The sequence below is a fragment of the Citrobacter sp. RHBSTW-00887 genome (genome assembly GCF_013728095.1).
Taxonomy (GTDB): Bacteria; Pseudomonadota; Gammaproteobacteria; order Enterobacterales; family Enterobacteriaceae; genus Citrobacter; species Citrobacter braakii.
Genome location: NZ_CP056268.1, coordinates 241,096 through 264,644, shown reverse-complemented (window position 1 = coordinate 264,644; position 23,549 = coordinate 241,096). Strand labels below are relative to the sequence as shown.

44 protein-coding genes are annotated in these 23,549 nt (G+C 50.0%); 4 read left to right on the top strand and 40 right to left on the bottom strand.

The window, feature by feature from the left end:
- Positions 1-164 precede the first annotated feature (164 nt).
- The 5 genes from HV314_RS26990 to HV314_RS26970 all read right to left on the bottom strand — a co-directional run bounded on the left by HV314_RS26990 (position 165) and on the right by HV314_RS26970 (position 2,570).
- Complete coding sequence (locus HV314_RS26990) at positions 165-329, bottom strand: hypothetical protein (protein WP_007372306.1); 165 nt, start codon at positions 327-329, stop codon at positions 165-167.
- 286 nt (positions 330-615) lie between these two features.
- Entirely contained in the window at positions 616-1,059 is a 444-nt protein-coding gene (locus HV314_RS26985) for a hypothetical protein (RefSeq protein ID WP_007372305.1), read from the bottom strand.
- 59 nt (positions 1,060-1,118) lie between these two features.
- Complete coding sequence (locus tag HV314_RS26980) at positions 1,119-1,397, bottom strand: hypothetical protein (RefSeq protein ID WP_007372304.1); 279 nt, start codon at positions 1,395-1,397, stop codon at positions 1,119-1,121.
- Entirely contained in the window at positions 1,369-2,211 is an 843-nt protein-coding gene (locus tag HV314_RS26975) for a hypothetical protein (RefSeq protein ID WP_007372303.1), read from the bottom strand. The genes HV314_RS26980 and HV314_RS26975 overlap by 29 nt, the downstream gene beginning before the upstream one ends.
- A 41-nt stretch (positions 2,212-2,252) precedes the next feature.
- Positions 2,253-2,570, bottom strand: a complete 318-nt coding sequence (locus HV314_RS26970; RefSeq protein ID WP_016241555.1) for a hypothetical protein — start codon at positions 2,568-2,570, stop codon at positions 2,253-2,255.
- 154 nt (positions 2,571-2,724) lie between these two features.
- On the opposite strand from HV314_RS26970, the gene parS reads away from it, so the two are divergent.
- Genes parS through HV314_RS26955 form a run of 3 tightly spaced genes read left to right on the top strand, consistent with a single transcriptional unit; the run spans position 2,725 to position 3,894 of the window.
- On the top strand, positions 2,725-3,165 hold the full coding sequence (gene parS, locus HV314_RS26965; RefSeq protein ID WP_007372301.1) for a type II RES/Xre toxin-antitoxin system antitoxin: 441 nt from the start codon (positions 2,725-2,727) through the stop codon (positions 3,163-3,165).
- On the top strand, positions 3,162-3,620 hold the full coding sequence (locus HV314_RS26960) for an RES family NAD+ phosphorylase (RefSeq protein ID WP_008786589.1): 459 nt from the start codon (positions 3,162-3,164) through the stop codon (positions 3,618-3,620). Before parS ends, HV314_RS26960 begins: the two co-directional genes overlap by 4 nt.
- Positions 3,621-3,663: 43 nt before the next feature.
- The gene (locus HV314_RS26955; protein WP_007372299.1) at positions 3,664-3,894 is read left to right on the top strand and encodes a hypothetical protein; all 231 of its coding nucleotides are present in this window, start codon (positions 3,664-3,666) and stop codon (positions 3,892-3,894) included.
- Between the two features lie 67 nt (positions 3,895-3,961).
- Here the strand turns inward: HV314_RS26955 and HV314_RS26950 are convergent, their stop codons facing one another.
- From HV314_RS26950 to HV314_RS26935, 4 genes are all read right to left on the bottom strand, one after another.
- Positions 3,962-4,228 carry a hypothetical protein gene (locus HV314_RS26950; RefSeq protein ID WP_007372298.1) on the bottom strand — a complete coding sequence of 89 codons (267 nt, stop codon included), beginning with the start codon at positions 4,226-4,228 and terminating at the stop codon, positions 3,962-3,964.
- A 49-nt stretch (positions 4,229-4,277) separates the two neighbouring features.
- Positions 4,278-4,832, bottom strand: coding sequence for a hypothetical protein (locus tag HV314_RS26945; protein ID WP_007372297.1), 555 nt, complete (start codon positions 4,830-4,832; stop codon positions 4,278-4,280).
- Positions 4,833-4,990: 158 nt separating this feature from the next.
- Entirely contained in the window at positions 4,991-5,332 is a 342-nt protein-coding gene (locus HV314_RS26940; RefSeq protein ID WP_007372296.1) for a hypothetical protein, read from the bottom strand.
- Positions 5,333-5,450: 118 nt separating this feature from the next.
- Positions 5,451-5,894, bottom strand: a complete 444-nt coding sequence (locus tag HV314_RS26935; protein WP_007372295.1) for a hypothetical protein — start codon at positions 5,892-5,894, stop codon at positions 5,451-5,453.
- Between the two features lie 237 nt (positions 5,895-6,131).
- Between HV314_RS26935 and HV314_RS26930 the strand changes: the two genes are divergently transcribed.
- Positions 6,132-6,470: a hypothetical protein gene (locus tag HV314_RS26930; RefSeq protein ID WP_007372294.1), complete on the top strand. Its 339-nt coding sequence runs from the start codon at positions 6,132-6,134 to the stop codon at positions 6,468-6,470.
- Between the two features lie 362 nt (positions 6,471-6,832).
- Here HV314_RS26930 and HV314_RS26925 read toward each other — a convergent pair whose 3' ends face one another.
- The 31 genes from HV314_RS26925 to HV314_RS26775 form a co-directional block, all read right to left on the bottom strand.
- Complete coding sequence (locus tag HV314_RS26925) at positions 6,833-7,159, bottom strand: hypothetical protein (RefSeq protein WP_007372293.1); 327 nt, start codon at positions 7,157-7,159, stop codon at positions 6,833-6,835.
- An 83-nt stretch (positions 7,160-7,242) separates the two neighbouring features.
- Positions 7,243-7,641, bottom strand: coding sequence for a hypothetical protein (locus HV314_RS26920; RefSeq protein ID WP_007372292.1), 399 nt, complete (start codon positions 7,639-7,641; stop codon positions 7,243-7,245).
- Positions 7,642-7,651: 10 nt separating this feature from the next.
- Complete coding sequence (locus HV314_RS26915) at positions 7,652-7,939, bottom strand: glutaredoxin family protein (protein ID WP_016241556.1); 288 nt, start codon at positions 7,937-7,939, stop codon at positions 7,652-7,654.
- A 301-nt stretch (positions 7,940-8,240) separates the two neighbouring features.
- Positions 8,241-8,711, bottom strand: a complete 471-nt coding sequence (locus tag HV314_RS26910; RefSeq protein WP_007372290.1) for an HAD domain-containing protein — start codon at positions 8,709-8,711, stop codon at positions 8,241-8,243.
- Positions 8,712-8,793: 82 nt separating this feature from the next.
- A complete protein-coding gene (locus tag HV314_RS26905) occupies positions 8,794-9,411 on the bottom strand; it encodes a hypothetical protein (RefSeq protein WP_007372289.1) in 618 nt (205 codons plus the stop codon).
- A gap of 69 nt (positions 9,412-9,480) precedes the next feature.
- Complete coding sequence (locus HV314_RS26900) at positions 9,481-10,035, bottom strand: hypothetical protein (protein WP_007372288.1); 555 nt, start codon at positions 10,033-10,035, stop codon at positions 9,481-9,483.
- A 154-nt stretch (positions 10,036-10,189) separates the two neighbouring features.
- Positions 10,190-10,348: a hypothetical protein gene (locus HV314_RS26895; RefSeq protein WP_016241558.1), complete on the bottom strand. Its 159-nt coding sequence runs from the start codon at positions 10,346-10,348 to the stop codon at positions 10,190-10,192.
- A gap of 20 nt (positions 10,349-10,368) precedes the next feature.
- On the bottom strand, positions 10,369-10,677 hold the full coding sequence (locus HV314_RS26890; RefSeq protein ID WP_007372286.1) for a CcdB family protein: 309 nt from the start codon (positions 10,675-10,677) through the stop codon (positions 10,369-10,371).
- 2 nt (positions 10,678-10,679) lie between these two features.
- Entirely contained in the window at positions 10,680-10,919 is a 240-nt protein-coding gene (locus tag HV314_RS26885) for a type II toxin-antitoxin system CcdA family antitoxin (RefSeq protein WP_007372285.1), read from the bottom strand.
- A 138-nt stretch (positions 10,920-11,057) separates the two neighbouring features.
- Positions 11,058-11,522, bottom strand: a complete 465-nt coding sequence (locus HV314_RS26880) for a hypothetical protein (RefSeq protein WP_008786596.1) — start codon at positions 11,520-11,522, stop codon at positions 11,058-11,060.
- Positions 11,519-12,193, bottom strand: coding sequence for a hypothetical protein (locus HV314_RS26875; protein ID WP_008786597.1), 675 nt, complete (start codon positions 12,191-12,193; stop codon positions 11,519-11,521). The genes HV314_RS26880 and HV314_RS26875 overlap by 4 nt, the downstream gene beginning before the upstream one ends.
- Before the next feature lie 457 nt (positions 12,194-12,650).
- Positions 12,651-13,283, bottom strand: coding sequence for a hypothetical protein (locus tag HV314_RS26870; RefSeq protein WP_007372282.1), 633 nt, complete (start codon positions 13,281-13,283; stop codon positions 12,651-12,653).
- Positions 13,284-13,298: 15 nt separating this feature from the next.
- Positions 13,299-13,439 (bottom strand): hypothetical protein, encoded by a 141-nt coding sequence (locus tag HV314_RS26865; protein WP_007372281.1) that lies wholly within the window; start codon positions 13,437-13,439, stop codon positions 13,299-13,301.
- Positions 13,440-13,586: 147 nt separating this feature from the next.
- The gene (locus HV314_RS26860; protein ID WP_008786599.1) at positions 13,587-14,045 is read right to left on the bottom strand and encodes a hypothetical protein; all 459 of its coding nucleotides are present in this window, start codon (positions 14,043-14,045) and stop codon (positions 13,587-13,589) included.
- 52 nt (positions 14,046-14,097) lie between these two features.
- Positions 14,098-14,295 carry a Lar family restriction alleviation protein gene (locus HV314_RS26855; RefSeq protein WP_032155220.1) on the bottom strand — a complete coding sequence of 66 codons (198 nt, stop codon included), beginning with the start codon at positions 14,293-14,295 and terminating at the stop codon, positions 14,098-14,100.
- 22 nt (positions 14,296-14,317) lie between these two features.
- The gene (locus HV314_RS26850) at positions 14,318-15,013 is read right to left on the bottom strand and encodes a hypothetical protein (protein WP_007372278.1); all 696 of its coding nucleotides are present in this window, start codon (positions 15,011-15,013) and stop codon (positions 14,318-14,320) included.
- A gap of 130 nt (positions 15,014-15,143) precedes the next feature.
- Entirely contained in the window at positions 15,144-15,335 is a 192-nt protein-coding gene (locus HV314_RS26845) for a hypothetical protein (protein WP_016241560.1), read from the bottom strand.
- Positions 15,336-15,516: 181 nt separating this feature from the next.
- Positions 15,517-15,912 carry a hypothetical protein gene (locus tag HV314_RS26840; RefSeq protein ID WP_024196081.1) on the bottom strand — a complete coding sequence of 132 codons (396 nt, stop codon included), beginning with the start codon at positions 15,910-15,912 and terminating at the stop codon, positions 15,517-15,519.
- A 26-nt stretch (positions 15,913-15,938) separates the two neighbouring features.
- Positions 15,939-16,103, bottom strand: coding sequence for a hypothetical protein (locus HV314_RS26835; protein ID WP_007372277.1), 165 nt, complete (start codon positions 16,101-16,103; stop codon positions 15,939-15,941).
- Between the two features lie 81 nt (positions 16,104-16,184).
- Positions 16,185-16,607: a hypothetical protein gene (locus tag HV314_RS26830; RefSeq protein WP_024196082.1), complete on the bottom strand. Its 423-nt coding sequence runs from the start codon at positions 16,605-16,607 to the stop codon at positions 16,185-16,187.
- An 87-nt stretch (positions 16,608-16,694) separates the two neighbouring features.
- On the bottom strand, positions 16,695-17,015 hold the full coding sequence (locus HV314_RS26825) for a hypothetical protein (protein WP_016241561.1): 321 nt from the start codon (positions 17,013-17,015) through the stop codon (positions 16,695-16,697).
- Positions 17,016-17,035: 20 nt separating this feature from the next.
- Positions 17,036-19,108, bottom strand: a complete 2,073-nt coding sequence (dinG, locus tag HV314_RS26820) for an ATP-dependent DNA helicase DinG (RefSeq protein WP_016241562.1) — start codon at positions 19,106-19,108, stop codon at positions 17,036-17,038.
- Between the two features lie 94 nt (positions 19,109-19,202).
- On the bottom strand, positions 19,203-19,496 hold the full coding sequence (locus HV314_RS26815) for a hypothetical protein (protein ID WP_007372274.1): 294 nt from the start codon (positions 19,494-19,496) through the stop codon (positions 19,203-19,205).
- A 12-nt stretch (positions 19,497-19,508) separates the two neighbouring features.
- A complete protein-coding gene (locus HV314_RS26810; RefSeq protein ID WP_016241563.1) occupies positions 19,509-19,814 on the bottom strand; it encodes a hypothetical protein in 306 nt (101 codons plus the stop codon).
- Positions 19,815-19,968: 154 nt separating this feature from the next.
- Complete coding sequence (locus HV314_RS26805; protein WP_007372272.1) at positions 19,969-20,241, bottom strand: hypothetical protein; 273 nt, start codon at positions 20,239-20,241, stop codon at positions 19,969-19,971.
- Between the two features lie 114 nt (positions 20,242-20,355).
- Positions 20,356-20,631: a hypothetical protein gene (locus HV314_RS26800; protein ID WP_007372271.1), complete on the bottom strand. Its 276-nt coding sequence runs from the start codon at positions 20,629-20,631 to the stop codon at positions 20,356-20,358.
- Between the two features lie 74 nt (positions 20,632-20,705).
- Positions 20,706-21,182 carry a hypothetical protein gene (locus tag HV314_RS26795; RefSeq protein ID WP_007372270.1) on the bottom strand — a complete coding sequence of 159 codons (477 nt, stop codon included), beginning with the start codon at positions 21,180-21,182 and terminating at the stop codon, positions 20,706-20,708.
- A 35-nt stretch (positions 21,183-21,217) separates the two neighbouring features.
- Positions 21,218-21,676 (bottom strand): hypothetical protein, encoded by a 459-nt coding sequence (locus tag HV314_RS26790; protein WP_007372269.1) that lies wholly within the window; start codon positions 21,674-21,676, stop codon positions 21,218-21,220.
- 108 nt (positions 21,677-21,784) lie between these two features.
- Positions 21,785-22,051, bottom strand: a complete 267-nt coding sequence (locus HV314_RS26785) for a hypothetical protein (protein ID WP_007372268.1) — start codon at positions 22,049-22,051, stop codon at positions 21,785-21,787.
- A 92-nt stretch (positions 22,052-22,143) separates the two neighbouring features.
- Entirely contained in the window at positions 22,144-22,737 is a 594-nt protein-coding gene (locus tag HV314_RS26780) for a hypothetical protein (protein ID WP_007372267.1), read from the bottom strand.
- A gap of 147 nt (positions 22,738-22,884) precedes the next feature.
- Positions 22,885-23,220 (bottom strand): hypothetical protein, encoded by a 336-nt coding sequence (locus tag HV314_RS26775; RefSeq protein WP_007372266.1) that lies wholly within the window; start codon positions 23,218-23,220, stop codon positions 22,885-22,887.
- Between the last annotated feature and the right edge of the window lie 329 nt (positions 23,221-23,549).

Genomic DNA, 23,549 nt, shown 5'->3' with positions numbered 1-23,549 from the left:
GTAGAAGAAGCGCTTATGTTACGGAATTCGCTCTGGTGGGTTTTAGCTCCAGTGGCGAACGCTGGAACTACGGGTAAAAAAATCCCCGGTTTACCGGGGAAGTTAACAACTACCTCCAGAAGGGTTGGAGGCAAAGCCGGTTGGGCGACCGGCCACAGGGAATGCTACGGCTTAATGCCGAGTACTACACCGCCATAGACCAGGTACATCACGATGGCGAACAGCATGAAGAAATGGGTTACCGGGTGCGCCAGCGCGGCTGCTGCCGCATTGCTTGCGCTGAGCTTCAGTGAGCCAAAAGAGTGATTACGAACAGCTTGTGCTTTCATGGGTCGCTCCTGATAACGGGTTACATGTTGTGGCTTCTGTATCCAGTATCTGGTGAGTGACTCAGGTGACGAAGAAAACCAGGGCATAAAAAGCCCTGTATTTTCAGAAAGATAATATCGGTTTCGTTTTGTGTTGTGCTTGCTATTCCGGGCATAAAAAAACCGCCTGGTGAACCAGACGGCTTTGGGATAAACAGGCTTTACACAGACAGGTCAGTGGATCATTTAAGTCACTTAACCCCCTTAATCGCCAGTGTATTGCCACCAGCAGTACGTGGTCTAACGCTTAAATATCGTAGCGACCTTCTTTGATTTGCTGGAGCTGTTCAGCCAGCACCTTCGCCAGTGGTTCGGCTTCTTCTTCATCATCAAGATTGTCGATGAGCGTCAGATTCGACTCACCCGCACGGCGGGCATAAACCCCATACGCTCGCTGGCCGGAGATATCGGTGACCGAAGTCTGAGAGTGATCGCAGATGATATTGCCGTGACGGTCTACCGGCCCGAAGCTGATGGCTTCATAATCCGCATCGTGGCCCAATGGTAAATCGCGCAAAACAAACAGGCGTAATGGGAGAACGTCGTACTCAGCACCACATTTTGCTGCCACATCCAGATCGTTAATTTCACGGAGAAAATCTTTCGCTACCACCGAGTCAGAATGCATCCGGTAAATGGTCGATGCGGCCCAGATTGCACCAGCATAAAATTGTGATTCTTCTTTTGTCATTTAGCACCTGCTCTTATTGTCATGGGTATGCCGGTCGAACGGTATCCCCGTGCAGACCGTCAGTAAACGGTTATTTCCTTTGCGCAGCAGTCGCATTGGTATTCGTTGATACCACCAGTTGCGACCCAGTTTATTGCGCCGCAGCGGCAACTCAACAGCTGGCGCATACCAGGAGCAAGTGCCCGCTCTGAAAACGACTCAACCGGGACTTCGCCCGGGTAGTAGTAACCTTTTATCAGCTTGCTGCGTGAATGCCCGTCAGTGTCGGTGTAATGCAGATACACCTTCCGGGTATAAATCATACCCGAGTCAGTGCCGAACTGCGTTTTCAGAAGCATACATATCCTCCAGACGCTGAATACATTGTTGTGCGGCCTTATCAAGTAGTTCAGCCGTGGGTTCATCATAGATGCCACGTACCAGCAGACCAAATATTTCCGGGTCTACAGACAAATCGTACATGCATACGCGAACGCCAAGCGCTGTACGTAGCGCATAGACATGGCGGTTAGGCTTTCCGCCGATACCGGTGACTGACGCGACATTTTCAAAATTACCAGGGTTAACCAGGTTAATCACGGGGCACGATATACACTCAGGGATCCGCTTCAGAGCCACAGCATCCAGATACAGGCTGTGGCCCACTTTCAGGTTTTTTGGCAACGCTTGCAACGGCATGGCTTCGAGGGCCAGATTTTCTTCAAGATGCAGGTTATCCGGCAAAGTGGTAATACGGGTGTTTGACAGCATCATACTGCCAGCTACTTTCAGCGTATCCGGCAGATAGGCGATATCAGTACACATGATGTCCAGAACGCGGCCCACCGTCAGATTTTCCGGCAGATACTTAAGACGTGAAGAATTCGCCATGAGCGTACCGGTAATGGTCAGGTTGTCAGGGAGAGATTCCAGCTCAGAGTAGCTGATAAACAGATTGCGGGCCACCAGCCCGGCAGGGATGCTATGAATGCCCGACAGAATGGTCAGGGTGTTCGTCACGGTCAGATTCGCGGGAATATAGTCGCAGGGAATTGCCGGATCTTCTGGCTCAAGCGTAAACCCGACACGAAGATCGCCTTCAACGATGATTCGTCCGTCCTGAAGGGTAAAGGCCACACCATTCGCTGCCAGTTTATCAATGAAGTCTGTCATATCGGTTTCCTTTTAATGGCCCGACGAGCCGGGCCGGAGGTTCAGAGTTTGCTGACAAAGTTCTGCTGCGTGAACAGGTACATATCGTCCTGCTCATTGAACATGCACAGATTTTCGAGGATGCGCTTTTCAATCCAGACGACCGGCTTTTCACGCATATCCTTCGCGAGCGAAAAGGTGTTTCGCAGCCGGGTAATGCGGTGCTGATCATTGATTGCCTGGTGAATTGCGGCCTTTGACGCTGCCGCCTGCTTTTTTACGTTGTTGCGGGCACACCATAATTCGCCACTAGCGGCTGATGCCCGCGCTGCTGGCTGACGTGAGGAGTCCAGTTGGTCATAACGTAAGAGATTCGGCATGATGCCCCCTGTCATAGTTTTGTCGTTATTGACCTATTATCTGGCAGGTGGGGCTGGTGACGAAGGGCGCTGAGGTTGTCTGATGGTTAAAAGATTGCCGTTAGTGTTCCATATGGTATAATTGAATTACCAAATGGGAGGGCTAGTTATGACGATGAAAGTTTTTTCTCCAGACGTTACCAAAACGAATCAGCACTGCTTATGGCAGGTTGCTGGGCTGGATAATGACGGTATCGCGCTGATGGATAAAATCAATCACGGTCTCGATGGCACAGTAGCTAAGCACATTTCTGAATGGGCTAACATCACGCCGTCTGAGCTGCGCAAAATGTCGGGTATACCTAATACGACGTTTAATCGTAGCATCAAAGACCGTTTCACTGCCGATCAGAGCGAACGTCTGGTGCGCATTATCCGCGTAATTGAACGCGCTGTAGAGCTGTTTGAAGGTGACAAAGAAGCGGCGCACAAATGGCTGAACGAAGCGAACCGTGGTCTGAGCTGGAAATCACCGGCAGAGCTTGTTTCTTCTGAGACAGGTGCGCTTGAAGTGATGCGCCTGATTACGCGTATTGAGCACGGGGTATACTCGTGATCCTTTACCGACTGACCAAGACCCGTTATCTGATGACTGCGTGGTCTGGTCTGGGTGCGAAAGAAACGGGGGGCCGCTGGAACAGCGTAGGCACTGCAATGGTCTACCTGTCTGAAACGGCCAGCCTTACCATGCTTGAAACGCTGGTACACATTCACGCGCCGCAGTTACTGGACGACTTTACACTGCTGAGTCTTGATGTACCGGATGATCAGATCCAGACCTTCGACATGAGCCGTCTCCCTGATAACTGGGCGAGTGAGGATGCTCCTGCTGAGCTGGCGCTCTACGGTGATAACTGGGCTGAAAGCGGTTCTTCTATCGCGCTGCGTATTCCAAGTGCGTTGTCTCCGGTTGAATTTAACTACTTGCTGAATCCGGCACACCCTGAACTCTTTGACCTGATGGCTACGGTTAAGAAAATTCCGTTCCGGTTTGATTCCCGCCTGAAATAACACACAGGCAACTCCCCGGCATTGACGAACTGAGGTGTCTCTGATGATTCAGAAAGCGAAAGTCGCTAAAGCGTTTATCTCTGTAATTGCCTTGTTCGCCTTTGTCTACTGGGGACTTGATCCCGATTCAATTTGTCAGGCAGTTGGTGACGCATCTCAAACCTGCGGTTACTCCGGCAAGAATGGCGATGCGAGTCTGGTTGGTTCCGTGTTTGCTCTGATGCTGACGGTGTTGGCGGGTGCGATGCTTTGGGCGTGGGTCAGGAAAGGCTAATCAGAACTCTTGCAACTCCCTCCGTGATGCCGGGTGACGCTCCTCACTGAGCGCCACCAGTCAGTCATTACAAACGGGTTGATGATTCAATCGCGGGCGGAAGGCTACTATTCAGCGCGTCGAACCCGCCAAATGCCCGGCCCTCTTTTGTCAGCACCAGATGCATCGGCGTTTCGTTGATATTACGGGCGATGTAATCGTTGATGAATGCCCGCGCCTGATCGGCATTTTTAACCTCTGCTGTTTCCGGCATGGAGTTATGGGAACGATTAAAGACGACAGAGACATAATTCCCTTCAATTCTTACCGGGCGAGTCGATACGGTGAGTTTCATGGTCATTTTCCTGTAGTGAGTGTTGTGTGTATTGGTGTTCTGCCACTATCTACTGCAACGTTGCGGCCACAGGGCGAAGAATTGCTATCGCCTTTGATAACGCCTGCCGCTCACCACCATCAAGGATTCTGACTGCTTCTACGCAAGCCGCTTCTGCTGTATCAGCACGTTCTACCAACGTCCTGACGGTATTTTCATATGATCCGCAATCAGGCTCCTGATTGCTGTCTTCGCTCAGCGTGTTCCATGACTCAGTGAGGTTAACTGCAACAGCGACCAATTGGTCAGTGCTGATATCACCTTTTACGCAACGGCAGGCCACTTCAGCGCCCAGACGTTCAGCAATGTCGTAGTACCAGACTCCCGGTTCTTCAGATGCCTGATACGCAGGTTCGCAGGCTTTACAGATCTGCTCTGCGGCATCCAACATCCAGTGAGCACATTCAATTTCGCCACCAGCCAGCGTTTCACAGATCATTGTCTGTACGCTGTCACAGTTGAAGGTGAGGGGGATAGGATTAGCCACTGATAATGCGGTCAGACGGGAGACTTCATGCTGGAAGCCCTGAAACATGAACATGGCGCAGATAGCTGGATTTAACATGGTAGACCCCTGTAGTTATGTGTGTTGTTCGTTTTGTTTACATAACCAGTTAACCACGCTCCCCGCAGGTGACGAAGGCTTTCGGGGCAGAAAATTCACAAAAAAAACCGACCATTAAGGCCGGTTATGATCTGGAGTATATGGGGCTGAAAACCGCGTTATGCCTTCACTTTCGCCATAAACAGCTGCATGGTTTCTTCAGCAAGCGGAGTGCCAACCTGCTCAAGAACATACTCCGCGACATGCGGGGTGAGAATGAAGTCGATAAACTCCGGCAAGGACATGCTGTTCAGGCTCGGTAGCTGTCTGGACAGTGCATTCTGGTAATTTTCCACTTCACCCAGTTTGCGCTCGGGCCAGCCCACCAGCTCAGGGTGCTTTTCCTTAAGTGCGAGGCCGCGCTCCGGGAAACTGTTACTGATGGGGTGTCTGGCGAGGGTGGGGATCAGGAGATTCGCCAGAAAATCCACTTTCTCGTAATCAAGACAGACAGAATTCATATAGGTTTACCTCTTGCCACTGGCTATGATGTTCGCTTGCTATCTGGAAAACTCTACCAAAGCGGCTGGCGATATCTCATTGAAAACGCCAGCAGAATGCGGTCATTTCCAGCAGGAGTTACCCCATCTGATAACTGTCATAAGATGCCCCGCAGGCTTCCACCAGCGCATCCAGATCACCGGTAAACTCTCTGGCCCGCTTCATCAATGCACGGTGTAATTCCGCTGGTGGAATGTCATCGCTACTCTTCGCCGGGTATTCAACACTGAACGCGATGGTAAACGCATGGCTATACCACGGCCCGGCATTCTGGTTTTCAAAGCGGGCCATCAGCTGGCTTTCGGTTGTATCGGTAGCAAATGTATCGAGGTGGACGACATCGACCGGCACGTTGAGTGCCCCGGCAGTGGTTGATGCCAGCTGCCGGGCTTCGTCTCCTCGCTCTGGTGGTGCGCAGTAGAGACATTTCCCGTTCAGTACCACCAGCGTCTGACCGTAGGTCGTACTGACGATACTCACGGTGTTAGCCGGTTGCGGGTGTGTGGTTGCAGTGTGCTGCATGGTGTTCTCCATTAGGTCACTCACATGGCAACCAGCTTACCCGGCACAATTCAGCTGACGAAATCAGGACGGACTGGTGTATATCGTTCGCAAAATAAAGATATTTTTTATCATCAGCACCGGTAGTTACGGGGCAAATTGCAGGTATCCGGTACAATGGTGATATGAAGGGCATTACATGCAGAATCGTGTGGCCCGGCAGACGGATACCGAATATCAGCAGAAGGAACCAGGACAATGCAGGAACTCGACTTTGACCATATCCAGATAAACCTGAACCCGCGAGCGTGTGCTGTCACACCTATCCCGGAAGACCTGAAAAGGGAGCTGGCTTATCTGGGCGCTATCGCAGAGAGAAAGAAATTCGCGGCAAGCCTGATTGTTAATCTCTACAACCCGGACGTTTGCGGGGCGAATATGTACAAACTCACGGCCTATTGCCGTAACGAGTCATGCGATACCCTTCGCGATGGCATGATGACCCTGATACAGCTTTGTGCATACATGGAGTCACATGAGATCTATGGCGAGACGTTTGTCAAAAAGCTGATTAAACAATGGGAGTTTCGTAAGTAGTCTGCTGCTTCAAAATACCTTTCTGACAGGGCGCTATGTGCGCCCTTTTATTTTAAAAAAACGGGAAGGTCTTGCCCGGGTATTACCTGCTATTTTCAACTACCAAACCACAACGGCAGAAGAAAATTGACCAGTCGAAGCAATTCGACCAGGAGTTCGACATACAGGAAATGGAAGTCTTTCATAACAGTCTCTTCATATAATTGGCTCGACAAAATCGTTGCATCACGACGATCGCAGGTGTGAGGTTTGTTTTCTTCGTGGGGGTTGTCAGCTATCACGACATTGAGGCAGGCAAGCGCAGGTGTCACAGTTTCGGGTATATTTTATGCTGGTGGGGTGACCACCAGCTGCGGGTATAGTTACTTAATGGTTTTCAGGAGGGTGAACTTGGTTTTGCACCGGGTGCATTGCGCTTTCAGAGACCCGGAGCGCACCTGTTTCAGTTTCCCGGCGCACTGGGTACAGGCTACGTCCTTCACACGTTGTGCCATTCGCTCATCCACAGCGAGTGTTTTGGTCGGGTTATGCTTACGCTTGGGAGCCTTCAAAAGCCCCAGCGCCCGCAACGTGGCTTTGTACTCCCGGGTGATCCATTGACCGTCGCGCTCATAGTGCAGGCCATCCCCCATCATATCGCCAAGCTGTATCAGCCGCTGATGCAGCACTTTTTCTTCTTCAGGACTCATATACCGTGCTCTCTTTAAATTATTGAGACGGAACCGAGCCGATTGATACCTCATATGAGGCCACCAGCGTCTTTACTGGCGTTTCAACGAAGCTGACGCTCTGCTGAGTAGAGTCGAATGAGAATCGCGTCCAGCGCCCCACAGAGCGCGATCCTGAAGCTTTCGCTATGACCGTCCCGTTCGCGCATCTCCAGAAGGGCATCCAGCTCGTTATCGTCAATCGGCAGTGGCCCGGAACAGAAGGTTTTCACCATGTCAGAGGTGTCAGGGTTTATACCTGCAATGCGCAGGATATCGGGAACCTCAGACCGGTAGATCACCGGTCGGCCTGATGGCGGTGTCCACGTTATCGGCTCTATCTTCAGTTGCGGTAAGCCAGCACCGGCGAGGGCGTTATTCAGATCGTCTATAAGCACGACATCCGCTCCTGAAGGAGGATGTACGCCGAGGGCCGCAGGGATTTCGACAGAGATATTGTGCATGGCGTTTACCTCAGTGAAGGACGTGATTAACCAGCGACGGGGGGATATCGAGTGACCCGACACTCCAGCCATTGGCAGTTGTCGCAATAAGATCTGGCCGGAACCCACCCCAACCCGTCACACGGCCCGAATCGTTGACCACCACCACCAGCGGCGCACCGGTATTTTGTGTCAGGCGAACGAGATCTGCGTTGTCCACCAGCGGGATCTCATTCACGTCCACCCCAGCCAGAGAAAAGCGGGTAAGCGTCATGCGACATTTCGGACAATCAGGGGCAGTAAACACAGTAATTTTCATTGGGATAGCCTGGTGTATACGGGATATATTCATTATCCCAGCTTTCCGCTTCTGACGAAGCGTTGCGCGGGTAATCAGAGCGTAAGCAGGTAAGATATTGTTGGGGCCATCCTGCAACATCAGTTGCGCCAGTTGCCTGGCTATTCGTCGCTCTCTCCATTAGAGAAAATAAACCAAATAAGCAGAACGCCTCCGACCCACATTCCAACAAAGAGGCAAATACCGATCAGGTCATAGACGTATTGTGGGATTTCATTCATAACGCATCCTCATTAATAATTTGTATTCAGCCTTAAACCGGTCATTTCATTAACCGAATCCGGTCTATCAAAGCGCTACCCTGCGTTGCATTCAGCCCCTCGTGCCGGTGAGTCAGGAACAGGGCAGGGCAGTCAGTTGGAAAGAGTCGAGCGGTATCGTCCACGAAGGTGTAATGCTGTAGGCCGAACCGTTTAACGACCGCCATGCATTCGTGATAACGCACGTGGTTATTCACCAGCCCATCCAGATCGGGATTGAGTCCAGCAATCCGATCGCGTATACCCGCAGGGAAATGACTCAGCACCATCTCCCGGGGTACGCCGGTACGCCAGTTTGTGGAAAGGATAATTCCCGTCTGCGGGCATTGCGTCAGCACGTGATCCAGCACAGGCATAAACTCCAGTGACCCGTTTTCCGCCCGGTGGAGTACACCGTCGATGTCCAGGAAAATCCAGTGACGACGGGCATCTATTTCCAGCCAGAACTCGCCCGCAGAGCGCCGGGTCGACATACAATCTATATCGTCCTGACAGGTAAACCTGACTAACCACTTCTGTAATAATCGGAACATAGAGGCCTCTCGCGGTAGTTGACTATATGCAGAACCGGCAACCATCAAAATCATACGGATTCTGTTGCCATGAAATACGGCCACACCCGGGGCAATTCCAGCGAGTCAGCCCCTTTGACTGTCGGCGATTTTGGCGTTTCAGCCAGGCAGGCATCAGCAGACCGGCCCCCTGCGTCATTTTACGGCGGTCTATCCGCTCAACACTGAAGGTAGGGCGCTTTGCAGCGTCAGGGATGTGATGGGGTAACCAGACGACATCAGGTCTATCTGCCTGTGGTGAGTCAAAAACTCTGGCAAGGGAAAAATCCGTGGTAGTACCCGCATCAGCCAGCCAGAACAGATCGTTTCCGTCCCATTGGCCATTAACGAAGCCGACATATTTGGTGGCGCTTTCGGAGAGAATGGTTTTTCCCGGTACAAACTGATGATCAACATGAAACACGAGATGGCGGTCGACTGCATCGGCATCAACCGGCAGGTCAAACTCCCGTCCCGTATTCCATGCGCGTTGTGCTTCCTCGCGGGTGTAAACCCGGGCATTACGCTGATCGGTGCTGTAACCTCTGCCGTGATGGCTATGAAAAGCGGTATTGCTACCAACGGTGTCACGCAAGCTGACCAGATAAAAACGGTCTTTCATGAAACACTCCAGAGGATGATGGCAGGAAAATAGCCCGGCGCGGCGGATACCGACACCGGGGAGGAGGGGTTAGCTTTCGATTTTGCTGACGTTTACGGTGTCATCGTCGTTACGCTTTACACCCAGCATGGTATCGCCATCGACTTCGATAATGCCGTCAAAGTAGTCGGTCATTTCGTCATAGCTGACTTCATCAAGGTCATCCAGCCGGTAGGAAGAGCCATCCGGCAGAACAAACTGACCATCCAGCGTGGCAAGGTCATACGCCAGCGGGGTAACCGTGAAGTAATACTCATCGGTGAACCAGACCGCGCCAACCACCAGTGGGTGAGAAATGTGGAATTCGACGGTGTTATAGCCCTGCGCTGCGATTGCATCCAGCAAATCAATGAAGCCGGGCATCGTATCGCCATCCCAGCCATCAGCCGATAAGGAAGGCTTGAGGTTATCCCAGTCGCTCAGACTGAAAAACACTGTGCCCTCACCGTCATCGCTGATATGGGATGAAATGTACGTCGCGCTTGCTTTTGAAGCCATTGCAAACAGGAAGTCCTCATCGAGCACGTGTTTGAGGGAGGTTTTAAAAACCTTGTCAGTGCCTGCTGCCGGGATAATCGCTAACATGAAACACCTCAGTGGTTGTGTTGGTCTGTTTTTATTATCGAACGACTGAGTCTGCTGACGAAGGAAAAAAGGGGACAAAAAGAGGCTGTTTTCTCAATAAAATCAGAAAGATTGTGACGGCCCGAATTCAGATGAAACGGGCGCAGACGGGGGGTTATTTGCTGGCGGATTCGGCTTCGTAAATGACTTCGTCGGCCCAGTCTCGATCAAATCCCGGCATCACCGGTAATGCTGCAACGACATCGGTAGGGAGGGCATCAATATAATCGCGCATGGCTTTTGCCACTTCCAGCAGTTCATTTTGCTTCATCATTTTCTCGCTCATTATCTCTGTCAGAAACCATCCAGCAGGAAGTCCACCGCACTTTTGATAGTGTGCCGGAACGGAGATGCGTCCATGACCGCCTGACCGAGCTGCTTCACGCGGACTGAAGCCATTTCATGCGTCATCAGGATAACGTCATTCCCTTCCACCTGTATGACCGGAGTTAATCGCGCAACCGGGGCCGAGGCTCCTTTTTTAAGCCGATGAAGGGGGATCACCAGGCGGGTATTTAACTCGCCAATGATGTCGCTCTGTATATCCAGCAGGTAAGGGTATGCCTGGCTGTTGCCGGGATTGCGGTAAACGGTATATTGCATTATCAGAACGTCCTGTATTCGTCAGACAGTAACCCATGCTCTTCAGTGATGCGGTTCAACTCCTGAATACCAGCACGATTCTGTCGTTTCCATTCTTCCGCTGCACTGGCCTTCAGTTTGCTCTGAAGCGCTTCTGCCAGCGTGGCGGACAAGTTAATCCCAGCGTCTTTTGCCTGCTGTACGAGCATTGGCTCAAGGGTGACACTGACGGTTTTTTTCTGGCGAGCAGCTGTAGCCTGCATGTGTCCTCCAATAAAAAAGCACGTGTCGATTACACGTGCTTTAAGTATGCGCCCATTTTATCCCACCAGCAAATTTGTTTGCCTCCGAGAGAGTCTACTGCGTCAGTTCAGCAGGTCAGATGGCCTAGACCGCAGAGGCTACGTTTTTCCAATCATGATAAGCAACACACGCCTGTTTGGCAGGTTGGCTGCAACTTTAGCTGCTTTATCAATGCTTTGTGCTGTATACACTACCCCTCTTTCTTTCAGGTTCTCCGCGTTCTGACGCAGCGTTTCCTCTGAAAAGCTGGACGACTCATCAATGCCAACTGGGCCGGGCTTTGCACCGCGCAAACTGAATGGCACAGGGCCATGCCAATCATTCTTTACCAGTAACAGTCGGGCATCAATGATCCGTCCTGGTAGCGTTCTTTCGATGAGGTAACTTTTTCCGGTTCCAGTGCTGCCAATCAGGCAAACGGTGTAACCGAAACGCAATGCCCATCGAATGATTAGAGCCCAATACCGCGCCCGGAACGCGGAAATGACAGGCATTTCACCTGGTCTAAATACCGCTGCGAAAAGACATGAATAGCTATATTTCTCAGCGTTACAATCTTTCATAAAACTTTATCCAGTGATGTGTTTTTGGGGAATTTTCTGCCCGCCCAGCAGGTAGCTGGTGTATCTGAAGTACATAACATCTTGTAGTTGCCTCTGACTATCTCTCTGGATATAGACTTATCAAATTCATTTCTATCCATATCAAATAGCCAGTAGAACCCATCAGCATAGATAATTGTGGTTCGATTGGGATCCGAAGCTACGACGCGAGCATCCGTAATCAAATTCTCCTCATAGCGCAAAGGCGAAGCGGAGAAAAAGAATATTATTAATACGAACCAACTCCCTATGAAACACGGTAAAACATGTTTTTTGCAATCCTTTAAACCATCTTTGTTGCCTTTCATTTTGTAGTCATAAAGACCAAGCAAAAAAAGTAAGAAAGAAAAAGCAAACCCCAGAAAAACGTGAGTATAAAACTGATGGATGCCGTCACTCCATGTAATACTGATACTTCCAGCATTTGTTCTTTTTGTTGTTATTTCTAATACGGAAATGAAAATGGCTGTTAACTGACTAAAACAAAATATTTTTATGCTTAATTCAGACTTAAACGCTTTGTTATATACTAATACAATCACAAAAAGTATTACGATTACAAAAGCTGTAATCATAAACTCACTCATCATCATGAGCACACTGTTATTAATACTGTAATTTATGTTCATCATCACTCCTTAATTTCACAACTTTTCATCATTTTATTTGAGAATTGACAGGCTTATCGAGTAGGGGGTTTAGCGTCCTTGAATATGTTCGCTCGTGTGGCGCTCACTAGACACCAGATAACAGAAGAAAGCAGAGCAAGCATTGCGTAAACCATTCGGAAGTTTGAATCCCACTTCGCGGTTACTATTGATTCATCGACCGCCTCGCGAACGCAGGGAGATTCGATAAGTGTCGGGGGAGTCGTGGATTGTGGCTCTTCGGTACATACCATTAGTTTGCCGACCGGAGCACCATCAATGACAGCCCTGGCTGCACTAACCAGATGCGCTGAAGGTGAACCTGAATAGTTCATGCAGATGAACGTGATAAATAAAGCAATCGCCGGGCCGGAGACCAGAGTGAAGAATGCGAAGCTGCGGCAGGCCGTAGTATGGCGATGCAAATTAGCGAGAAATGTCATCATGATTTGTCACTCTGGGTTTTAGTCGTATCCGACTCGGTGTCACATCGCTGGAAAGCTACTTGAGGAGGAATTTGATCAACCCCGGTAAAGCAATATTTCAGGGATAGTTGCTTTTTTCCCTCATCCAGTCCAACAAAAAAGATATCGACCGGATCTTCATGAAGTAGCTCTTTTGAGAGCCGGTTGTAGGCCATCCAGCTCCCAACCATATCGACCATTGGCTTAAATTTATCAGTTGCGTTATCTGTAGGTTTAAATGGAATTACACGGAAAACATTCCATCGTGAGCAACGAACCAGCAATTGAGCATCACTCTGAAAGACGTCCAGATCAGTGTTATTTGTCAGGACTTTACACAGCGACTTGAGATCGTTACCCCTGACCTCCAGTTGGCTGAAGCTTCTATAATACTTTTCACATCCAGTTAAGTGCTGAGCGTAGCACTGCTTCAACAGTGTTGTGTCGTTACTGGCCTGCAATTGAGTATCTTTCGCCACATAGGCATCACTGATAAGAAAATCGGGATAGAGGTGTCCCTCCCATAGCAGTTTCTCGGCGATAGCGCCCCCCAGCACCACCACCAATAAGATAAAAAAAATTGGGAACGTCTTACCCAGAGGTATTTTCATAAATCTCACCAGTCGTTAATTTGAGGTAAATTTGCTTTCCAGATTCAGAATGCATTTTTCATGTGCATACATGACGGCGGAATCATGGCCGTAATAGAGTTCGCCATTTTCACGCTGCCACTCACGCGCTTTTCGGGTACGGAATGCTTCTGACATATGTTTTCCACACAACTCACATGGCCCGAAAAAGTCGCTGCTGCGGCCTGTTGATTTTGTGAGTCTGACGATATTGCCTGTAGGTCTACCCATACTGCCCCCTGTGCTGCTGGCATTGACCGGCTGTCTGCCGTGCTAAATGAGTGGTTATTTATCCGCGTCATCATCGGATTCTTTCGGCACGAGTTTTGTATAGCTAAATGTCATATCAGAGGGACGGATCCCATAGCGCCACGGCTTTCTGCGGTAGTTAACTGCCTCGCTTACCATCCAGCAGATAAGAGCGATACCCGCCACTATCAGGTAGCCTTTGAGCAACAGCGAGTCCCATTGTTTAATGGCATCATCGGCATTCACCACGTGTCGCTGGCATTCTGAGGAGCGGAACGCGGCAAACACTGCTTTCTCTTCAGGGCAAACCATGACCGAGGTGCTGGTGGCATTTCCAACCAGACTACGGGCCTGATCGAGGAAGACCTTGGATGGTGAACTGGTAAGAACTGTGCAGAACAGAATGAGCAGTAACGCAACTGCCGGAGCAGTGACAAACGAGAAAATGAATGCCTGCCCGGATTTCCATAAAACGTCGCTGATGTAAAATTTCATGTCGGTGTTTCCTCTTATCGGTATTCAGGCCCAGAGCAGCCCGGGGCTTAATTTATGCTGACTGGAGTCCGCCAGATTGTTTCTCTTCAGCGCGGGTATTCCAGCGCGTCACAGCGGCTTGTTCGGAGTCCTGAAACGCCACCGTGGCCTCACAGGAATTGCAGCAGGCGCGAAAATTATTCGAAATCTCCCGAACCCGGATAGATGAACAACCGCAGAAAGGGCAGGGCTTGACGTTATCGTGTCTCATCGTATTTCCTCGCTGGTGGGCTTTATCCACCGAAGCTATTGAGCCGAATTTCAGGTTCATCACCGAGCTCGTACATGTGTCCCATTTCGTTCATGATGGTGCTACTGCCATTGAACCAGGTAACCATGCATCGCCAGTGCTGACTGCCGTTTTCACCCCAGCGGCTCACGCCCGCAGCATCCATTTCGTCTTCAGTGATAAAGAAATCCGCGCCCGGCAGTTTCTCGGCATCAAGGCAGATCTCAGGCTCAACGACGAAGCAGATACCGTTGCTGTTCATGACGTACATACGCCGCTCAAGGGTTTCAGTACTGACAATGACCTGCTTATCAGAAGTAAGGTGTGATTTAGTGACTTCCATGCGAATCAGGTTCTTTGCATTAGCCTGTCCACTCGCAAAAACCATTGACGCATTGCGAACCATTAACTCAGCAGCTTCTTCACCGAAGCTACGAAGGCCCATCAGTGCAAGCAACTCACTACATTCGGCTTTACCGAGGTTGCCAGTAGTCAGATTAACCACGCCTTGTAGAGTGCTCAGTTCAACCGGTTGTGACCGGAGGATGTCGCGAAGCAGTGTATTACCCGCCGTGCCCGGGTCGCTCCAACTGGAGGATTCGGGACGCTGATTTTCAAGAAATAGGGCGCTTTGCAGTAAAGCCGCTGGTGGCTTTCCGGCAAAACTCAGTTTTACTCTGACCGAATCGAATGGGTGCATGACGGCGGTTTCTCCATAATATCGTGAAGCTAAAAACTGTTTTAATCCTATTATCCCACCGGTCGACAATTGACGAAGTAATCGGGTATGAAATGGACACCCCTTCGATAATTCACATATAGCGAAGCCTTTACGCCTTTGTCTTATCCGCAGGCTGGGGAATGCAATAACTTAAGATGGTGATAGTTTCCCCACGCTTTGCTTTAGGCGCGGCACTCTGGCATTCATCATAGGTTTTGTAGTCAGGTATTTTCTGAGAGGTGACACCACTTGGATTAAGACCACTTGAATAAAGCCCAATCACGAGAACTAAAGTAAACATGTTATTACTCCAGAATGTATTGATGGAAAGTAAGTGAGAATGCCATTATCCATTTCTCCTAAAATCCCGAAAAAACTTTTCAAGAAAGGTACTTTTCGGTTACTTCAGCGTAAGCATACTTAGATCGCAAAATGAGTGAATAAATAACTTTGCTCTGCAATTGTTTTTGCTGAACTTCAAATTAATCAGTCATCGATTTCATCAGGCAAGTGAAAAGCTGAGACGTAAAGCTTGCCATCATGAAAATCCAAACCATCTTGGCAGTGATAATCGGAAATTCGAGAGTGCCAATATAATAAATAATAATTATCAATCCCCCCAAGGCCAGACATCCAAGGAGACCTGCTGCTGCCTTTAGGAAATCACTGCCTTCAGGATTCTGGAATGTGAATCCAGTTATAATCAGCGAGGAAAAACAAGCGAACAAACAAGTTCTATACAAAGGCCAGTCCCCGGATATAACATTTTCTCGAATAAGCACTGCCCATATCAAAAATTCAATGCTGAAAATAATCAGCGGAACTGCGAGCACACGAAATGAAAGTTTTTCATATAAAGTGGTAATAATTGATGTCATAGCAAACCCCGCTTGCAATATTCAAATTAATTTTCGTGGTTTTTACCTGCTTTTAACAAACGCGTTATTTCATCAGTAAGGCAGAAACTTTTCCCAGATGATGGTTTCCCGATAACCACAACGTGACCAGTACTTGGAGTTCCCTCTACTTTAAAAAATGCAAGTTTTGCATCGATAATTTTATTTTTCATTGCATCGGTAACCTTGTATGACGTGGGGGTAAATTTTGTGCGTTAATGTTCAATGATAATATTAATCGCGAAATACTGTATCTATAGGGTCTGTTGATTAAGACTATCCCTCTTGAAGTAAAATACAATCATCATTCCTATCTGTATGGAATAGGAAGCCAATTCAGCATATGTTACATAATTGCTTGTGATGAAGGAAAAACCTCGCGCGATTACAAGTAGGAGTATTGATGCAATAAACACTAAAACCCAAACGGTAAGCATTCCCAGCACTGAAAGAAAGTACTCATATTCATTTGGGTCGTAAAATACAAATGCTGTTGAGAATATTGCAATAATACATAACGGAAGTGATGTAGCGAGTTCCGACCATTGAAGGTCAATTTTTCCAACCACCAGCAATGTAGAAATGACAGCGTACTGTATAGCCGATAGAACTGTTACCGGAATCGCAGCTCGAATGAACTTAAAAACAGAATGTTGTGTTTTAGCCTGGTTTTTCATGTGTTACCACCTGTCATTTGTTTCGAAACCAATCATAACCAGAGTGATAGATTTCAGAGTGAATAAACCACTACAAAACGCCCCCATTTATTGCTGGACATCATCCGCAGGAGTGGCATAAAACTCACGACCTGACGCGCCGAGTTTTTTCTGAAGCTTCTTTGTTGCTTCAGCCTGACTTCGGGCCTTGAAATAGAACGTCCTGATAAAATCCCCATTGTTGTAGTTAACGTCCTCTGGATTTGCCCATTTCTGCATAGCAACAAACCGGATAGAAGGCTTCGGGATGGTTTTCACCTCGACATACCCCCGGCCCTTGCAGCGAAAACACACACCGCCTTGAACGTGCCGGAACGCTCGGATCTCACCCTTACCACCCAGACAGCGTGGGCATTCAATTTTATGCATAGCAACCTCTCGACTGTTGATTAACGAATTTCGCGCCTGAAAGGGGGCAGGGATGCGAGGATGTCTTTCCCGTAGGCTTTTGTCTTCAGGCGTTTATCCAGGATAGTCACCGCGCCGGTATCGCTCTCTGTGCGGATAAGCCGACCAACGGACTGGGTCAGTTTGAGGCAGGCCTCCGGTATCGAGATTTCCCGGAAAGCATCACGCCCGTTTTTCTCCAGCCACTCCGTCAGGGTCTGGCCCACCGGGTCGGTCGGAACGCTAAAAGGCAGCTTGGCAATGATGACGTTGTTGCAGTACACGCCAGGCAGATCCACCCCTTCACTGAAAGAAGCCATACCAAAGATAATGCTCGGCTCACCACGGTCGATTCTGAGCTTATGGCGCAGCAGTATTTCCCGTTTTGGAAGTGCCCCCTGTATCAGCAGAAGCGGTGAAATGTGTTGAGGCATCGCCTTGCTGACTTCTTCCATCTGCCTGCGGGAGGCGAACAGCACGAGGCAACCCTGAAGCCGAAGCACCAGTTTGGGAAGGAGTTCGATGATCTCCGCCGTATGTTCTTCATGATTGGTCGGAACCGAGCGCATACGGGGGATGAACAACACGCCGTTGTTCTGGTAATCAAACGGGCTGCGGGCCAGCAGGGTAGGTGTATCGACTGGAAGACCGGCCTGCTCCAGGAATGCGTCAAACTTGCTAAGGGAGCGGATTGTTGCCGAGGTCACAATGGTGGCATAAGCCTTCGACCAGAGCTCGGATTTCAGGTGTTCGCCCGCATAGACCGGACTGCAATTAATCACCACTTCGGTGCTGCGTTTAGTACGACGGACGTTAATCCACCGGGCCATAGGCATACCAGAGACGGTTTTATTCCCGCAGTATGAGGCCAGAGCCTGATGCATACCCGCCAGGCGATTTGCCAGCTCGCCGACAGCCATCTTTTGAAGGGCCAGTTCTTCCTCGCTGATATCCCGCCCGGCCTCATCTACAATCGCCGTCATTTTCACAACGATATTCTGCATCTCGTTTACTGTCTTTAACCCAGGCTTAAACAGGGCCGCAATATCTTCAGGAACGAAACCTTCCGGGAAGCGATAGATGTCCGATTCCGTGCCATTTGGCATTTCGTGATCGTTTCGCCAGTTCAGGGAGCGTAAAAGTGTCCCCCGCAGCTCACCGAGCTCATCACCGGCATGGCCCGCAAGCTCCACCAGCTGCTGCACGTGCTTTTCCATAGTCCCGCCGTAGGACTCTGGCATGGTCATTACCATGTCGAAGATTTCGCTCATGAAATGCCTGCTGGCATCGAGAGAGGCGGAGGTCGCAAAGTGGTTAATTGCTTTCTGCGGAACGTGGTGACCTTCGTCGAACACATAAATGGACTCTTCCTGCGGGGGAAGGATAATACCGCCTCCCAGTGACAGGTCAGACAATACGATGTCATGGTTGGCGATAACCACATCCACCGACTCCAGCAGGGCGCGGGCGAGGAAGAACGGACAACGGTGATAATGTGGGCAACGCTTTTTAGGGCACTGACTGCCAATAGCATTGACCCGACCCCATACCGCCTCATTGATCTCATCAGGATAGGAATCACGCTCTCCTGTCCAGTGACCACCAGCAAAGGCCTTGCTGATATCCTCCACATCATCGCGGATGTAGCCATAGGCATTCATCTCGCTTTCCATATGAACGTCACAGCGCATCTGGCAGAAGTAACGGCTACGGCCCTTCGCCATCGCATAGGAGAAGCTCAGGCCCGCTCTCGCCTGTATTTCTGGCAGATCCTTGGAGATGATTTGTTCCTGAAGCGCAACGGTTGCCGTGGAGATGATCAGCGTCTTATGCTTTTCCATCGCCAGGGGGATCAGCGGCAGACAATACCCGAGTGTTTTCCCTGTCCCCGTACCGGCCTCAATAACCCCGACGCGATACTGCTCCTCAGCGGGGGTAGCGTTAACGACTGCGCTGCAAAACGCCATCATGTCTACCTGCCCGGCACGAGGGGACAGACCCTTTGCGTCCAGGAAGAAGTGATAGGCTCGCTCAGTCATTTCAGCGGCAGTCATCCGGGGTTTATTGTCTGGCATATCCGTACCTTGTCCTCTGCTGCTCAGGAGGCACAGCCCGGCAGCGGCTATCGAAGTCAGGTACATCCTCATGCTGGTGGATGTACCGGGTTCATCAGTCTTCCAGTGAATGGCCTTTAAAGCGTCTCACATAGCGTTTAATTTCAGTTTCGGCCTGTTCCAGTACAGCTCGGTTGCAGTGCTCAAGAACACAGTAAGGCCCATGTGCTGGCCCGCCATCGCTGGTTTCGCAGGCATCAAGCTTGAGCCGAACGGAGGCATCGAAGATAAATTGGGTGATTTTCGCAATGGAGATCTGGTCTTTGTCTTCCTGCTCTTTGGTGTCGATGACATCGCCGTTATACACGTCGAAATCGAGCCGCAGGCGGTAAACTGTGTCGATTGCCATAATCGGATCCCTTCAGAGGATGTCGTAGATGACTGGGACGCGGCCACGTTCTACCTGTTGATTCAGGGTGCGGAAACCACCGTGATCAACGATGTAGAATTCACCCGCCACGGCGGAGCGATGGAAGTCGGCGAGCTCTTCAGTGCCAAAGACGAAAACCGGGGTTCCAGAGGGGACGGTCATGCAGGCAGTTTTTCCGCCATAGCCGCGAACCGTAAAGGTGATTACCCCATCCGCGCTGGTGGGCAGGAAATCGGCGAAAATCGAATGAAAGGCTTTATTCGCCTTATCGCTGAATACGTCGGTCAGTGTCTGCATGATGCGCCCCGTGATCTCGTTTTATGTTGTACTGATACCAGTACAACACGGGCCCGGCAGGTGACGAAGGCGATACGTCGGGTATTATCAGAATGAATATGTCGGTCTGAAATGGTTTATCAGTGAGCCATCAGCTCCGGCCCCGGGACGCGAATCAACGGTCGTTATGCTGTAGCACCTCCACGAACTGTCCGCAGCTGTCGCAGCAGTACTCATTGGCGAACCTGCCATCGTCTTTCCAGTTGTTTGCCCCGCAGCGGCAGAGCAGTACACGTACCTGAGAAGGGCGGATGCGAGCTTGACCGAATTTGGTTGTCCACTGAGGCTCGCCATCAAAGCGAAAAGAGTCAATGCGAAACCTGCTTTCGCGTTCGTAGGTGTTGAGGTATTTGAAGTACAGCTCTTCAGAGAGAATGGCATCGGTCATCGTGTATTCCCTGTCTGGCCCCGTGGAGGGTGATTTGCGGCAGAGTGTTGCGTTGCGAAAACTGCCAGGTTGTCGGAGCCATTACACCACGGGTCATACAGGTCACGAAGGGGGTTACTTACCAGCCAGCGCTTTCTCTTCCCTGGTAGCCAGGCGCATTTGCCCGAAACCTTCACGGATCAGCAACGGCTTTTCTTTCTTCCAGCCCTTAACGACGGACTCACCGAAACGACGCGGGGCGTTACCATTCCAGGTGGCTATGACGTGGTTATCATGGACTTCGACAATCACGACCGGGTGGACGACAACTGTTTTAAGTGTGGTGTTGCCCATATTTACCCGGCTAACCGACCAGACACTCATCCCGACTTCCAGCTGGCTTATTTTCATCTTCATTTCCTTCTAAACGAACGTAGTGCGCCACGGCGTAATGTCGTGACGCACATTACCATGCCCGGGGCTTATCAGAACATAAGCCAGGTGGCGTTACCGGCAGTATTTCTGGACTGGTAGGCTTTTGCCTGCGCGTGAAGCAGCTTCCACAGCTGACGAAGTGTAGCAGCATGATTTTCACCACCAGCATTAACCCGCAGTTCGCCGATCTCGCGGGTAACAGTGAAACAATTCCGGCTCTCATCCCAGCCTGAATGTTCACGCGCTTCCACCACCAGATCATTAGACGTATCAGGGCCGGTCTTTGCTGCATTCAGCACGAACTCCGTTTTAACAGTAATACGGCTGGCGTTATCCGGCGCATCCAGAAAGACGGTGAACCCCTCAGTTCGGCGGTCAGTTATACGACGGCTCCCCCAGGAGGTGATCCCCCTCTGGACACGCATCATTGAAAGAGCGTGGGACTCGGTTGCCTGCACTGTGCGATACAGGTCGGTCAGGGAAGAAAGGCTGAAGCTTTCAGGGGCAGTCTGGATAGCGTCGGTCATGGTAGATCCTCGGTTATATGGTGTGTTTTCTGGCTTCAGTAGCTGTCGTTTGCCACGTAATAGGACGTGCCTGGATAGAAGTAGCGGTAATCCGGCTGCATGTCATTGGTGATGACGGATGCTTCTTCCCAGACCCCGCTGGTGGACATAAACTCATCTGTCGTTTCATTCTCCAGCCGCATATAGCGTTCAGGAGCGCATTCCGCCCAGGCGCGTTTCACCGTATCCCAGTTAGCGTACTGGCTGATTTCAATATTCAGGGGCGCATTCTTCTCAGGCTGGTTACGGCGGGAACTCAGCACGAAATTCAGCTTCAGGACGATACGACTGTCGTTGTCAGGAGTATCCATCCAGATCTGGTATTCAGCCGTAGGCCGGGATGACTGGTTTTTGCGGCCCCACGAGGTGACACCGGTTTTAACCTGGACTATCGAGACTTTATGCGCATCAGTCTTGCCAACGCTGGTCATCAATTCAGACAGACTTTTAAACATGGTGCATCCCCAGTGATTATTGGTATGTTCGTTTTGTTTACTTATTAAATCACTGGTTACCCGGGTGACGAAGTCAGAGCCGGGTAAAAAAAGGACAAAATTTGCGGATTAGTGGCTGGTGGTGGTATTGGCCTGCGGGACAGGGCCATCGAACAATTTGTCAAAAAATTCCACGCCACGCTGGTACACATCGCGCAGCTCCATATCTTCACGCTCGGTCAGGCCCATCTTATTGAGCACGGCAAGGCCGGTACGAAGGCGAGGAATCAATACGGTTTCCAGATAGATCCTGCGGCCCGCAATAATTTCCGGGGATGCTTCATTGATGTAAAAATCAACGGTTTTCGTGATGCTGAAGTGCTTTACTTCGCTCATCGTCTGGTACTCCTCAGAATGATGTCATGATACTCGGTTTGATTCAGGGGAGGGGAGCAACCCGGGCAAACAAGCCCGGGCGCAGGCAGCAGTTATTCGAGACCCAGTGCAACGTGATCGCCATCATCAGAAAGGCGAATGAATAGCATCTGCGTACCGCCGCTCAAGCCGAACTGGAGATCCCAGCCTGGGACAGAAGATGTCTCGCATTCACGCACATCGATGACCTGGTCACGGTAGAGCAAGAAGCGTGTATCAGACTTGTCATCTTCAGCGACGTGGGCCATCTGATCAGCAAATTTGTCTTCGAGGTCGAACCAGCTTTCCAGCCAGACCTTATCAGAGACCAGGCTGATACCGCAGGCGGATTCCGCCGTGCCGGTCACAGCCTCAGCGACTGGTTCTACAGAAGTCATATTAAATACCGCATCAACTACCAGTGCCTGCTCTGAGGTCGCCGGGTAGATACCTTGCAGATAAACGCTATTGCCGTTCACTTCGAAGCCGTCTTCAAGACTGATGTCGTCATGATCAACGTCATAAACATCCGCGAGGTTGCGAAGACAGATCAGGTTGGCTTCATCTTCGTTCTCCGCTTCAATGCGCATCAGTGGCAGTTCGCCACCACTGGAGTCGGATTCATAGTAGTGAACGTAGAATACATTTTTCTCTTTGCTGGTGGTCATGGCGTTGCCCCGTGTTGTTCGTTTTGTTTACTTATAGTCTCACGGGGTATTCAGGTGACGAAGGAAATCGGGCATAAAAAAGCGGGGATTTAACCCCGCCAGTTTTGATATTTATAATTATGCCAACATGTAGTTCCAGCGCAGTTATTACTTAGGCCTTGGGCCTTTTCGTGTATTACTTTTTTCTGGCTCTTCCACCGACTCTTCTGCTGGTTTTTCCACCGACTCTTGTGTTGGCGTTGTAGTGGCTGCGGCTGCTGCTGCGGCAGTAGCGGTTGAATCGTCATAATCAGTGGTAGCAGTAACATCACCCGATTCAGTCATATGGAGAGTGACAGTGACAGGTTTGCCATCAACAGCAAAATTGAGACTAACTGAACCTTTCATCTTCAGTAAGAGTGCGGCCCGGGTATATCCATCGGAAAGTTTTAAACCAACAGAAGCTAAAGCATCAGCAATTTTGTTATGAATATCGTTGCTCATTTTCATTCCTTAATGTGTGTGTATTAGCGGAATATCAAATCATAAGACTTCAACTGAAAAAGGGTCAGAAGTGAAAAGTTATTTTCTATACGTATGATGGCACAGGAAGGTGGGGTGACGAAGAAGAATAAGCAAAAAAAAAGCGGGGTATTATCCCCGCAAAACTACACACAGCAATTCAATAAAACAACTTCCAGGGGGGCGATGCACACATCACAACTTCGGTCTGTCAGACGGGAACCGGCCTTGGGCGCTTGTATCCCATTTGACGAAAATTTGGTTTTAAAACCGGTAAATCGTTACTCTTTCTTCCTGCTACCCCGGTCTAT